A 13,988-nucleotide genomic window follows, 5' to 3' on the forward strand; every position below is an offset into this window, starting at 1 on the left:
ATGAATGATCGCATCGCAAAAGGGCTGGAAGCGGCTTTCGACCGTCACCGTATCGTGTTCTGGACCGATGCGGCGAGGGAGTTGCGGGAGACATTCGAGACACTGGAGCTGCCCGGTGTCGAGAAGATCCAGCTCGCCAACAACGAGTTCGCAGTGAAGCACAGGATCCTGCGCGAGGTGCCGCAGGGGCGCTTCCTGATCTACCGCGAAGGGCCTGAGCCGGCGCAGATTCACAATTGGCTACTCGATGTGCAGCTGGCCCATGGTACGTTCAAGGCCGACCAGGCAGCCCTGTGGCTGTCCGAACTGGGTCTTGGGCTGGGACTTGAGGATGTGGTGCGCGCCCATGCGGAGTTCTTCCGCTCGGCCCGCAGGCTCGAACAGCTAAAGCGACTTGCCCGCAACGACGACACGGCCAGCGCGTTGCGCCTGAAGATGCTAAGCGTTTGCGCCGGTGGCGAAGGCGGGTTCGATTCCGTTGTCGAGAGACTGCTGGCCGACCTCGCGGTGGACACCGACGAAGCCATCCGCCTGATCGAGCGGGCCGGGCTTGGCGCCTTCCTGTGGGACCAGATGGGGCGGCACTATGGCTATACGGCCGTTCAGCCCAGCGTTGAGGATTTCGCGGTCTCTCTGTTCAAGGCCTGCTATGCCATGGGGCTGGGAGAGGCGGGAGGCCTCTCGCCCGAGGCACTGGTGTTCTTCCGCCGCTGGAAGAACAACCGTCACGCGGCTCAGGCCTTCGAGGCGCTGTCCTCCTCCTATGCCAGTGTGCTGGGCGTGCGGACTGATCTGGAAACACGCGATTTCCGACACCTCATCGAACTCGACTATTTCGAGGACATCGATCGGGCGATCATCGTTGCGCTAGTTCGCGGGGTTTCTGCTTGCACGCTTGCCGCCGGAGATGTGGCAAGCTGGATCCGCCAGCGCCGCCAGAGCTACTGGTATGACCGTTTCCGAGATCTCTATGAGGCGATCGGCTTCGCGGCTGAATTCCACGCGGCGATGGCGCAAGTGAACCTTGGCATGACCAGCCTCGCTGAAGGCGTCAGCCGCTATGCCGGAAACTGGTTCCGCATCGACCAGCTCTACCGCAAGTTCATCTACCACATGCAGAAATCGGGTCAGGCCAGCTTGATGGCCGAGCTCTATGAGCAGGTAGAGAACCATTATGTGAACAGCTACCTGCTTCGCCTCAACGACAGCTGGCAGGTACATGTCGATGCAGCACCGACGTGGGATGCCGCCCCTGTGCCGGCCCAGCGGACTTTTTACGCTACCCAAGTCGTTCCTTATCGCCAGAAGGACCAGAAGATCTGCGTCATCATATCGGACGCCATGCGGTATGAGGTGGCGGAGGAGCTATTGGCTCGTGTCCGTGGGCTCGATCGTTATGACGCAGAGATCGAGCCGATGCTGGGATCACTGCCGACCTATACCCAACTCGGCATGGCCTCGCTGCTTCCCAACCGCGACATACGTATCGCTGACAACGATACCAGCGCGGTGATCGTGGATGGGCAGAGCTCCCAGGGCTCCGAAAACCGTAGGAAAATCCTGGCCCAAGGACGAGAGGGCGACCGGACGACCGCATTGCTGGCCGACGACCTCCTTAAGATGCAGCGAGATGACTACCGGGCGCTGTTTCGCGATCACGACGTGATCTATGTTTACCACAATCTCATCGATGCGACCGGCGACAAACCGGCCACGGAGGATCGAGTATTCGAGGCTGCTGAGAAGACGCTCGACGAGCTGGTTCAGCTGGTCAAAAAGCTGGCGGCCGCCAATGCCAACAATCTGCTGATCACCGCAGACCATGGCTTCATTTACCAGCACCGGCCCATCGATGAGAGCGACTTTTCGGGTTCTGAAGTGGTGGGCGACACCATCTTGTTCCGCAACCGCCGCTTTGTGCTTGGACGTGGCCTGAAACCCCAACAGGGGCTCAGGCTCTACAAGTCGGGAGAGGCGAGGTTGCAGGGTGATGTTGAAATCCTGATCCCCAAGTCGATCAATCGCCTGCGGCTTAAGGGCTCAGGTAGCCGCTTCGTGCACGGCGGTGCCACGCTGCAGGAGGCGGTAGTTCCAGTCGTCCGGATCAACAAGAAGCGTCAGAGTGACACGTCCATTGTCGATGTCGAAATCATTGGCAGCACAAATCAGGTCATTACGGCCAGCCAGATATCGGTCAGATTCTACCAGTCCGTTCCGGCGACTGAGAAGACGCAGGCACGCCGCTTGCGCGCCGGAATATTCTCGCAATCGGGTGAACTGATTTCAGACAGCCACGAACTCGTTTTCGATTTTCGGTCTGAAAATCCGCGGGAGCGCGAGCACCCGGTCCGCTTCCTGCTGTCTCGCAAGGCTGACGACTGCAACGGCCAGGAGGTGGTCCTGCGCTTGGAAGAGCAGCACGGGGACACATCGCACTACAGCGAATATAGAAGTGCGCGCTACATCCTGCGTCGCAGCTTCACCAACGACTTTGATTTCTGAGAGGCCGGCATGACCGCACTTGATGACAAGATCAACGAACGCTTCCCCGGCCTTGTGGTCCGCAAGGACCTGGTGAAGGCGGTCAAGGGCAATGCGATCGTTCCGACCTACGTGTTGGAATATCTGCTCGGCCAATATTGTGCGACCAACGATGAGGCGTCGATCCAATCAGGCATCGAGACAGTTCGGGAGATCCTGCGAAAGCACTACGTCCATCGCAATGAGGCTGGACTCATCAAGTCCAATATCCGCGAAAAAGGTCGCTGGAAAATCATTGATCGGATCAGCGTTGCCCTCAATGAAAAGAGCGATACCTACGAAGCAAGCTTTGCCAATCTTGGCATATCCAAGGTCCTGATCGATTCCGGAACCGTAAAGACCCATCCCAAGCTTCTGGTTGGTGGGGTCTGGTGCATCGCCGACATCGAGTACGACTACACCGAAGACAAGAATGTGACCCCCTGGATCTTAGGCACGATGAAGCCCATCCAGCTGTCGCATTTTGATTACGAAGCATATCTGGAAGCCCGCAAAGGCTTCACAACCGATGAATGGATTGACCTTCTCTTCCAGACCGTCGGCTTCGACCCGGAGATGTTCGGTCGTCGGTCCAAGCTAATCCAGTTGATGCGTCTGATCCCGTTCGTTGAACGCAATTACAACCTGATCGAGCTGGGCCCGAAGGGCACCGGCAAATCGCACATCTACTCAGAATTCTCACCGCACGGGATCCTGATCTCGGGGGGCGAGGTTACGGTGCCGAAGCTGTTCGTTAGCAACAGTTCCGGCAAGTTGGGCCTTGTCGGCTACTGGGATGTGGTGGCTCTCGACGAGTTCGCGGGCAAGCAGAAGAAGGTCGACAAAGCACTGGTCGACATCCTCAAGAACTACATGGCTAACAAGACCTTCTCTCGCGGTGTTGAACCGCTGGGTGCCGAGGCCTCCATGGTCTTTGTCGGGAACACCAAACACACGGTTCCCTACATGCTCAAGAACACCGATCTGTTCGACGAGTTACCCGACAAGTACTACGATTCCGCCTTCATTGACCGACTGCACACCTACATCCCTGGCTGGGAGGTCGGTGTGATCCGCGGCGAGATGTTTTCCAACGGATACGGCTTTGTCGTCGATTACCTTGCCGAGATCCTTCGCCATCTGCGCAACGACGACTATTCGGACCGCTACCGGTCGAACTTTGAGTTGTCGTCGGATATCTCGACCCGCGATCGGGATGGGGTTCACAAGACCTTTTCCGGCCTGATGAAGATCCTCTTCCCAACTGGTGAAGCGACGCCGGATGAAATGGAGGAGATTCTCAAGCTCGCCTTGGAAGGTCGCAAGCGGGTCAAAGATCAGCTCATGCGGCTCGACGCCACCTACCCGGACGTGGATTTCTCATTTTCGCGCAAGAATGGCGAAAAGGTGAAAGTGGCAACGCTCGAGGAAAACGAGTTTCCGAGCTTTTACTACCGGCGCGCTGGAGGGCTTGGCCTCCCAATAACCGAGCCTACAGGCGATGACGCGTCTGAAGCAGCAGCAGCGCCCCAGCTCGACGCAGGCGCAACAGCAGTCACCTCGGTTTCAGAGGGCCCGAAGACTGGCCATTTCACATACAACGAAAACCAAAGAGGCGTGACCTTCGACAATCTGTTCGGCCCCTATCTGGTCGGAGTTCAGAAGATCACGATCACCGATCCTTACATCCGAGCCTTTCATCAGGTTCGAAATGTGATGGAGTTCATCGAAACGCTTGCGAAAGCCAAGTCACCCGCAGATGAGGTCGAGGTACACCTCGTCACATGCGTGGACGGGATACGTCCCGAAAAGCAAACCGAGAACCTTGGTGCGATCGCCGCATCTTGCGAAGGCGTCGGCATCACGTTCACTTGGGAGTTTGACGAGACCAACACGATCCACGCGCGCCACATCGTGACCGACACTGGTTGGAAAATTGCCCTCGATCGGGGTTTGGACATTTTCCAACAGTACGAGCTCAATGATGCCTTCAGCTTCGCCAATCGGCTGCAGCAATTCCGTTCTGTAAAGGCTTTCGAAGTTATCTACCTGAAGAATAACTCTGTTTGATATTTCAATCTCAAAGGAAGCAGAGTCGGGTTTTGCGGTTAGATCTCAAAGAAGGTGTGAGATAGAATTTTTAGCTGCATTGTTATGAACAGTGGCCGAGGGGCGGGTCTGTGTTGGATTGCGATCGATCGAAGCTTGCCGATTTTGTAGATGATGAATGTAGCCGACGGCTGCGTGCCTATGAAGCGCAGCCTCGCGATGCGAATGAGCATTTTGAAACGGAAATTGAGGTCCTTTCGGGCGGTTATGCCTATCGCCAACTGTTCGAGCTCGTTCAGAACGCAGCCGATGCCATTCAAGAGTCAGGGGAGGCATCCGGACGCATTCATGTTCGTTTGGAACCTACACGGCTATTGGCGGCCAACACTGGGGCGCCGTTGGACCAAGACGGCATCGTCGCACTGTTGAATGCTCGAAGCTCGGCCAAGCGGGCGGGGCAGATCGGCCGGTTCGGTATCGGCTTCAAATCACTACTGAAACTTGGCGGAATCGTTGATATTGTCAGCCGTTCGATCGGGCTTCGGTTTGATCCGGATTGGTGCCGTGCGAAGATCCGAGAACATCTGGGATTGCCAGCCAATGCCCGCGCTCCAGGCATGCGACTGGCGCAGGTTCTCGATCCAAACGCTGAGGATAGCCCTCTCTGGAAGTACGCCGATTTCGCGTGGGCGACGACTGTGGTGTCGGCGACCATTACCGATGAAAAGGCGTACGAGCGCCTGACCAAGGAAATGGAAGACTTCCCGCAGGAGTTCGTTCTCTTCCTCGGCGCAGATGTTGAACTGACCCTCGAATTCGGGTTTGGCAAGGTCCGAAGCATCAGCAAGCGGCGCGAGAATGACGAAATCGTCACTTCCGACGGTACAAAGGACGAGCGCTGGCGGGTCTTCAACGAGACCGTCGCAATAACCGATCCTGATGCATTATCCGACGCTCAGCACCTTCAGGCTCGCGACAAGGTGCCATTGGCGTGGGCTGTCCCTCTAGGAGCGCGGGAAAGCCAAGGTCGGTTTTGGGCATTTTTCCCGACAAACACGCCTACCTTGGCGAGTGGGATATTGAATGCACCCTGGAAGCTCAACAGCGACCGGACCAACATTATACCCGGCCCATGGAATGAGTGCCTAATGCTGGCAGCCGCTGATCTCATTGCGGCGAATATAGGCTACTTGGCCACGGAAGAGGATCCTGGAGCACCGATCGCGGCGCTCCCACGCAAACCAGATCGCCAAAACGATCCAGCGGTTCCCTTGGTCGAGGCACTTTGGGAAAAGCTTGTTAATCTGGAAATCGTTCCAGATACATCCGGGCAACTGAAAACTGCGCGTGACCTCTATCGCCATCCGATAGAGGAAGTCGAAGTGGTCGAGCGCTGGGTCGCGCTGGCAGGCCCAAGTTGCCAGGCCAACCTGGTCCATTCCAGTTGTTATTCGAGCAAACCTCGTGCTTCGCGGCTCGAGGCGCTTCAGCGAGAGCTAGCTGACCGCCTGACGGGAATGGAGCGACTGAAGTTAAACCGGGGTTTGGCCGCTCTGCAGCAGGTGAGCAAGAAGAGCTGGCTGGAGCTGATAGCTCGAGAAGATGCGGAAGGTGCGATCGCGTTCCTTGGATTCGTCGGTGATCTCTTCGAAGCTCGGCAGCTGAACAATTGGCAACTTCACGATCCCGTCATAGTCCCAAGCCTCCGTGACGGCTTGGTAACTCCGAGCAGGGCGATCATCGCGTCACCATCTGAAGCACCAGCGGGACGGGCTCCCGTGCTGGCGACCGTCGCATCCAATCCCAAATCTCGAGATGTCCTGACGCGTTGCCTCGGTGTGAGTTCAATGGCCGATGCAGATTGGGAGGGCTTGCTTAGCAGCGCATTCTCCAGGGCCGTGGATGACACCGGTTGGGAGAATTTCTGGCTGAACATTGAGGCTGCCCCAGACGATGCAGTCGAGGAATTCTTTGATCTCCATGGTGACGAAGAGATCTGTCTGCGCAATCTGGCTGGTTCCTTCGTGCCTCGTGGCGAATTGCTTCTTCTCGGAGAGCATGAGCGCGAAGACGCTCCAGCGCATCAGCAGTTGGACCAGCGGTGGCACGCGGGGCATTGGTTGCGGATCCCAGAGCACTTGCGGGAGAGGTTTCCTTCATCTCAAACAGTGACCGTCACTGACTGGACCGAGCCTCTCGCCAAGCGAATGGCGCCGTTTTTTTCTGCCGTTAAGTCTGCCGGTTGGCGGAAGATGCCCGGCAATCCCAGGCATCATTTGTTGGACATCCTCGAGCTGGAATCTTGGCGAGGAATCGAAATGCCATTGGGATGGAGGCTGCTCCCATCGCTCGGTGGGCGTCTGGCTGCCGAGTTGACGCGCCAGCTGATTGAATGCGCAAGGGACGAGCGTCTCTTTTTAAGCACGATCACCTATGCCCACACAACGCGTCCGGACAACTACCCGAAGTTTTCTGCACCTCATCCGTTTCTCTATTGGCTGAACGAGTTTGGTCGGATTCAGATCGGACAGGCCGTCTATCCGTTGAAGCTCATTTCCCGTGAGCTATCTGGGGCCGTGTCGTTGGGTGGCGGTCCAGCGGCGGTGATTGCCGCTGCATTCTACCAGTGGCTGGACCTTCCGGTTGATCTGAAAATCGGTCTCAGCAAGGCTGAAATGGATAGTGCGACAGCTTCGGCCTTTTGGCCGAACCTGTTCGCAATCCTCTCCTCGTACGAAGGCGACTTCCGCGCATTGGGACCGGCTTGGGAGCTCGCCGCCTCCTTTGACCAGGTTCCCGAGATGGTGCCGACTTCGAAGGGCGCGCTGCCACTCAGTCAGATCTATGTCACAGAGGACTCCGTCGCTGTAGATGGGGTTTCAGCAGATGGCCGCGTCGTATGTCTCGGGCCCGCAGCGCTTCAGGCGTGGATAAATGCCGGTGCGCGCTCATTGGAGAAGAAAGCTGAGATCAATTTCTCCGAGCGCTTGAGCGAACCTCTAACGCTTCGTGAGATTTTCCCGGAGCTTGGAAAGATCATTGGCAACAAGGTACTGGCGAACGCGCATGCGCGCAAAGCGGATGCCGTTTGGGTTGCGGGTCTTTCTGAGACTACAGGCCCAATCGAAGGGCGCCCAGTGATTGCCCGTGACGCGACAGGCCTGTTTCTGCTCGACCGAGAGCGTTTCGAAGGCTTGAACTGGAATGACCGGATATTGGCCGTCCTGACCATGCTCGACCGCCACGGGATGCTTCTCACTGATGTGCCAAGCCTCATGGATCGGCTGGCGACCACGCGGGTTGACGATGCTCGGGCTCACGTTCGTAGTCAGCCTACCATCGAAGAGCGGTTACTTTGTGCAGTCGGCAGTTCGGCTGATGCTTTGATCGCGGTCCTGCCAGCGCCAGCACGTCAGGCCGCAGGAAGCCGGATATCTAACATCGATTGGGCGCGATTGGCGCTTGCTGTTGTCGGACCAAGTATTCTCTCCAAGCTGACCGACAGCTTGGCTGCGCAGGGGTTGGCGCCTCCGCAAAGGTGGGGGGGGGAGCCTGCCCGGTTATTCGTTCTTGACCTGGGTTTTCCCGCTGAGTTCGCGGCCAGTGCCAACGTCAGGCGCGAGCCTGAACTCACGATCAGCGGTCCGATAGATCTTCCCGACCTGCATGATTATCAGGACGAAATTCTGGAAGGGCTGAGGGGGCTGCTGGATTCCAGATCAGGACGTCGCCGCGCAGTCGTCAGCTTGCCAACTGGCGGTGGCAAGACCCGAGTTGCTGCAGAAGCAGTCGTCAAACTGGTTCTGAACAATTCCGAGAAGCGAACCGCCTTATGGGTGGCACAGACCGACGAGCTGTGCGAGCAAGCGGTGCAATGCTTCCGTCAGCTGTGGGTGAATGTCGGTGCGCCCGGCGAAGACCTCCGAATTGTCAGGCTATGGGGAGGACAAAACAACCCGGCTCCGCCCGAAGGCAATGAACCTGTTGTAGTCGTGGCAAGCATCCAGACTTTAAATGCGCGTCTAGAGGTTGCTCACCTTTCGTGGCTGGCAAAGCCGGGCGTCGTCGTGATCGATGAATGCCACCACGCGATTGCACCTAGCTATAGCTCGCTGCTGCGCTGGCTCGATGTCCAGACCGGCAGTGAAAGCGAGCGTGAGACCGAGCCCCCGGTGATTGGGCTCAGCGCAACTCCGTGGAGAGGGCGCGACGACGATGAATCGCAACGTTTGGCTGCGAGATTCGATCGGCGCTGGATGCCGCATGACCAGGAAGCCTTGTATGAGCGTTTACGCCGTAGAGGCGTCCTCTCCGCCCTGCATTACTCACCGATCCGGTATAATCGGCAGATCAGCCTAACACCCGAGCAAGTCAAATATTTCGATCAGTATGGGGAGCTTCCAGACAGCTTGATCGAGGAAATCGGCAACGATCCCGACCGGAACGAACGCATCTTGGAATGCGTCCTCAACAGCGATGCGTCGTCGATCTTGCTATTTGCGAACTCGGTCAAGCACGCCCAGTATCTTGCTGCACGTCTCCACCTGGCGGGCTGTTCGGCCGCGGCGGTGAGCGGGGAAACGGACAGATTGGCACGTCAGCACTTCATCAGACGTTTCAAAAGCGGGGAGTTGAAGGTCCTGTGCAACCATAGCGTCCTTACAACAGGGTTCGACGCGCCGAAGGCGGACATGATCCTGATTTCTAGGCCCGTGTTTAGCCCTGTCAGATATATGCAAATGGTGGGACGAGGGCTGCGAGGGCCCGCAAATGGCGGCACGGAAAGCTGCCTGATATCTACCGTCGAGGACAACATACTCAGCTATCGGGATCGACTGGCATATCACTATTGTCGGCGGTTTTTTCATTCACAGTGATCTCGCCGACAGCAAGTGGGGTGCTTTTGCCACCAAAGAAGGGGGACTGGGTCGGACCGCTCCCCAGTGGAGCCGATGACGATGATATTGCACTATGCGCTGCGCATGTTTCTGGTATGTTCTCTCCAATTTAGAGTGAGTGCAGCCATGACTGACAATCAAACCGAAGAGCCTAACCGGAAACCTGAAAAAGCGTTTGGTGGCTTTTCCGAGATAGATCAGGCGATCCGTGAAAATCGTCTGATGGAGTATCGGATCAAGAAAGCTTGGGCTGATCCGTGGTCTCGGACCCTGAGTATCACCGTCGTTCTTATCCTGGTCCTTTTCGCTGGTTTCGTGATTTATTGGGACTTTCTGAGGGCCTGACGCCTACCATTCTTTGACGTCATCGGCAGCCTCCGCACTCGCGCCTTGTGCCCCCTTTGTGATCGCGTCCAGGCGCCCCCTAGAGCCGGAAACTTTCTGGCGACCGGCCCCCTGGGTCCTTTGCACCTCTTCATGCAGATCGCCGGCACGTACGCGGGGCACTGAACCGGCCCCGCCGCCGCCGGTTTGTGCCCGGCCGCGCACAGATCCCGCGCTAGAAACTGATGGACGGGCTATAGGCACCCCGGGGGCGAGTACGAGGCGATCATCGATGCCGTCGCGAACCTGCTCGGCATAGTTTTCAACGAACTTTGCCTGCAATGCTTGGCCTTCCGGGCTGAGCTGGAAAGTGACATCGTCGAACCGCGCATTGCCATAGAAATCGCGGTTGCTTTCGATCTCGGCGAGACCCCATTCGCGGTAGGCTTGGGACAAATTGAGGCTGCCTGCAGCGCTGTTTCCTTCGAAGAAAGAAGCCTGGCTCTCGAGGCGATTGGCAAGCTCCTCGGCCCGACGAGCCTCGATTGTGAAGCTCTGGGCTTCTGTCAGAGATGCGTTCATGCCGCTCGCGGTGCTCGAGATCGACGAGCTTGATGAGGTGCTGACCGAGCGAACGAACCCATCGCGGGTGCTCGACCAATTCCGGCTGTCAGACATCTGGGACAGGCTCCCAAAAATCCGGGAACGGTCTTCGGACGCGATGCCGATGTCGCTGTCGGTCCATGCTTGGTTACGACCACCCTTGGCTCCGATATTCGCCGATGCCACTCCATTGGTGATGCCGGCACTTGCGCCAGCCTCTCCATTTAGAAACCAGGAAACAGTGATGTCATCGGCTGCTCTGCGCGACAGCCCGAATTGCCGCTGCAGATTGGTCGATGCCTGATCGACCTCGCTGAATGCGGTCTGGATACTGTCGGAGTTCGAGGTGCCGGTTGCGCTCTCAAAGGACGCGCCGCGGCTCAACTGGTCTCTCAGCTCGCGGAACTTCGTGACAGCGCTGGTCGTCGATTCCGTGGCGACATTGGCATAGGTCTCGCTGTTGGCGCGGGCCTGCGATGCCATCGTCGAAAGGCGCGCCGTGAATTCCTGGCCGAGCGTCGGCGTGAAGGGATAGCTGGAGGTCGGGATCTGGTCGTAGCTGCCATCCGGAAAGCTCGTGGTCATTGCTCCGGTGTCGCTGAACGTCCGCGTCTGCGGCGCGCCATAGGTGAAGCTCGGCGCGATCGTGCCTTGTGCGAATTGGCGGGTGAGGACGCTCGAGTTTTCGAAGCTGGTGTTGCCGAGTGAGACGTTGCCGGTACTTGCCTCCCGGGCCGCTTCCTCGGCCGCGTTCTGGCTCGGGTTGAGGTAGCTCGTGGCATGGTGGGAAATCGCCATGGCGCCCTTGGCCACACCCCCTGCCAGGAACGGCACTGATGCGATGAGATAGCCTGCCAGCAGACCGATATCGCTGTTGACGTCGGCCATGCCGGTAAAGCTCGCCAGGCTGAGGCCGTTGCTGCCCGTGGCCGCGCTCATGTCAGCCGCGCCCTTGTACATCAGCATCATGTGGAGGATCACGAATAGCGGTCCCCAGGCCGCGAGATAGAAGAAGCCCGTCACATAGCCCTTGAGTGCGACAGGCCCGGTCTTGGGAAGCAGGAACAGGGGAAACAGGACCGGGAAGAGGGCGTAGAACAGCACGGTCAGCACGACGTTCAGGAGCGGGACCCACTTCATCGCGTTACTCGCAATCGAGCCATAGGTCCGCTCGGTCTGAATGTCGGCGCGGGTCTGGGCGTAGACGTCGACATTGCCCGCGCCGCTGGTGCCGGACATCGAATGCATGGCTTGGCTCATCGCATTGATAGTCAGCGTCTGCTTGAAGATTTCGGTCGCGTTGGCCGAGACGCCGGTCAGGTACTGATAGGCCACTGGCAGGTCGGCAAAGAGCTTCGCCTTGGCGAGCGCAGCCGTCTGGTTGGGGTAAAGCTGACGGCCGAACACCGATCCCATCGCATCGACCAGTCCGGCCCACTGCGCATTGAGCGTGTCGTAGGCCTCGCGGCAGGTCACGATGTTCGAGCTCACCTGGTCTGAAGTGGCATCCCGGGTCAGGAACCGCTGCGCGCGCGCCTGACTGCCCGGCGCGATCGTCGCCCAGATGTCGCCGGTTTCTGCCAGCTCCTTCATCGAGTAGCGGCCGAGCAGAACGTCGTAGAACACGCATTGCCGGAAGTGCTCGTCGAGATTGGCAGCAAACTCCGGATCGGAAATCCGCAAGGACCGGGTCGCATCGTAGAGCCGAGCGCCGTAGATCATCCCGTTTTTCGAATAGTTGAGATCTCCGGGCAGGCCGAACACCACTTCTGCCGAGCCCGTCAGATAGTCGCCGACCTGGCTGGTAAAGCTCGCCATCAAGGCAAGACCCAGCGGCACGTTGCTGACATTGGCCGGGGCAAGGCTCGGGTTGAGCCGGTCGGTCACATGGACATCGAGCCGCGGCACCATGAGGCAGGAGTAAATGAGCGTTGCGCCGAGGAACCAGTTGATCCAGGCGCGCCAGTCCTGATTGAACGCAAGGGTGAGGGCGGACAGGCCAAGCCCCATTACCATCACCACCTGGAGCAGGCTCTTGTAGCCCCCGTTGCCGGTCCAGGCGGCGACCGCCTGGAAGACGTTGACCAGATAGTCCCCGCCGCCGACCGTGAAAATCTCGACCATGTCTGTTGTCCCGCCTGGATGTGGTTGGCTCGGTCAGTGGGTAAGGGCGCGGCTCTGGACGCCGCGCGACCAGTCCAGCGATGCGGCCATTCCGGGCGACATCGAGGCGGCCAGCATGTTCTCGATGAACGCCGTCTTCTCGATGATCTGCAGCACCGCATTGACCTTGAGATGCGTGTTGGCCTGCCGGTCAGCGAGCGCCTGACGCACGACATTGACCTGGTTCTGCCACATCGCGATCTTGGCTTCGTCGGCCCCTATGAAGCTCGACATCGAGCGGCCCGCCTCGCTCACGATCCGGTCGAGCACGGCAAACAGCAGGTCGACACTGGCGATCTCGGCCAGGGTCTCCCGGTCGTCAGTCGGCATGCCCCGGCCATAGGCCGCCTGGACGGTCAGGATCTTGTAGAGCGGGATGGACGCGACTTGCAGCAGTTCCTTTTGCTCTTCGTTGATCGCGGTGTCGTCGCGGATGGCCTGAACCATCCCGCCGATGAGCGCAGCCACGCGCGGCCGCAGCGCTTTCGATGCCGGTAGGCTCAGCGACTTGAAGCCCGGGTTGAGGCACTTCTCCGTTTCGTCGCAGTCGAAAATGAGGACGTTGCCATTAGCGGTGCCATCCAGCAGCGAAGTCACGAGGGTGGACGAAGCTTCGCCGACGATCGGCACGAACTTGCCCGGCTCATCGTCCTTGGGGGGCACGTAGATGATCGTGCCCAGCAGCGTCATAGCATATTCGGCGAGCTCTTCGTCGAACCGGCCGCCTGGCGAGAAGAACGCCGACTTCTTGAGGATCGTCCAGGTGTAGTTGCGCGGCACGCCGGGATTGACGTCGTCATATTTGCCCGACCCCTGCGCGGTCGTGCTCGAGCGCTGCCCTCTGGTGCCGCACCCATGCTTGGCTGCGGCATAGTCGGTGAAGATCCCTTCGGAGTTGCCGATCGCTTCGCAGATCGCCTTGTCGGCAAGGTCGCCCTTCGGCCAAATTCCGCCCACCAGACCCTGGGCCATCTCGCAGGAGTTGATGTTGAGGTTGTTCATGAGCTGAGCCTTCTGGCTGAACTCCTGCATGATCTTCGAGCATTCAGGGCAGACCGTGTCGATCGCCAGGCTGAAGGCGAAGCCGACCGCATTGTTCGCGACTGCCTTCAGCATCGCGACGATCTCGCTCGCGTTGATGAAGCTGAAGGACCCGGCGAAGATGTCGATGCCGCCGCAACCGGCGCGGGCGCGCGGCAGCTGCAGATTGGCGATGTTGGTGGTCTTCTGCGGGAAGCGTGTCCAGACATTGCCGAGGCTGTAATAGCCGGCAGACTGTCCCTGGAACGCGGTCGGCCCGTTGACGTTGGCAGCGCCCCCGACGTCGTTCAGAAACGAGTCCATCGAACTGCCGACATCGGCCGATGCGCCAGACAGCGGGAGGGTGAGGGGGATGGCGGCTGCAAGGAGCGCAGCGACGGCTCTTTTCAT

Annotated in this window: 6 protein-coding genes; 4 read left to right on the top strand and 2 right to left on the bottom strand. The window is 58.7% G+C overall.

Annotated elements, in window-relative coordinates; all coding sequences use genetic code 11:
* From pglZ to SIDU_RS03600, 4 genes are all read left to right on the top strand, one after another.
* The gene (gene pglZ / locus SIDU_RS03585) at window positions 1–2,502 is read left to right on the top strand and encodes a BREX-1 system phosphatase PglZ type A (RefSeq protein ID WP_007688314.1); all 2,502 of its coding nucleotides are present in this window, start codon (window positions 1–3) and stop codon (window positions 2,500–2,502) included.
* A 9-nt stretch (window positions 2,503–2,511) separates the two neighbouring features.
* Window positions 2,512–4,590, top strand: a complete 2,079-nt coding sequence (gene brxL / locus SIDU_RS03590; protein ID WP_007688312.1) for a BREX system Lon protease-like protein BrxL — start codon at window positions 2,512–2,514, stop codon at window positions 4,588–4,590.
* A 110-nt stretch (window positions 4,591–4,700) separates the two neighbouring features.
* The gene (locus tag SIDU_RS03595; protein ID WP_050983563.1) at window positions 4,701–9,446 is read left to right on the top strand and encodes a DEAD/DEAH box helicase; all 4,746 of its coding nucleotides are present in this window, start codon (window positions 4,701–4,703) and stop codon (window positions 9,444–9,446) included.
* A gap of 147 nt (window positions 9,447–9,593) precedes the next feature.
* A complete protein-coding gene (locus tag SIDU_RS03600; RefSeq protein ID WP_039980386.1) occupies window positions 9,594–9,812 on the top strand; it encodes a hypothetical protein in 219 nt (72 codons plus the stop codon).
* 3 nt (window positions 9,813–9,815) lie between these two features.
* Here the strand turns inward: SIDU_RS03600 and SIDU_RS03605 are convergent, their stop codons facing one another.
* Entirely contained in the window at window positions 9,816–12,518 is a 2,703-nt protein-coding gene (locus SIDU_RS03605; protein ID WP_007688304.1) for a conjugal transfer protein TraG N-terminal domain-containing protein, read from the bottom strand.
* Window positions 12,519–12,551: 33 nt separating this feature from the next.
* On the bottom strand, window positions 12,552–13,988 hold the full coding sequence (locus tag SIDU_RS03610) for a conjugal transfer protein TraH (protein ID WP_007688302.1): 1,437 nt from the start codon (window positions 13,986–13,988) through the stop codon (window positions 12,552–12,554).

This window comes from Sphingobium indicum B90A, assembly GCF_000264945.2.
Lineage (GTDB): Bacteria > Pseudomonadota > Alphaproteobacteria > Sphingomonadales > Sphingomonadaceae > Sphingobium > Sphingobium indicum.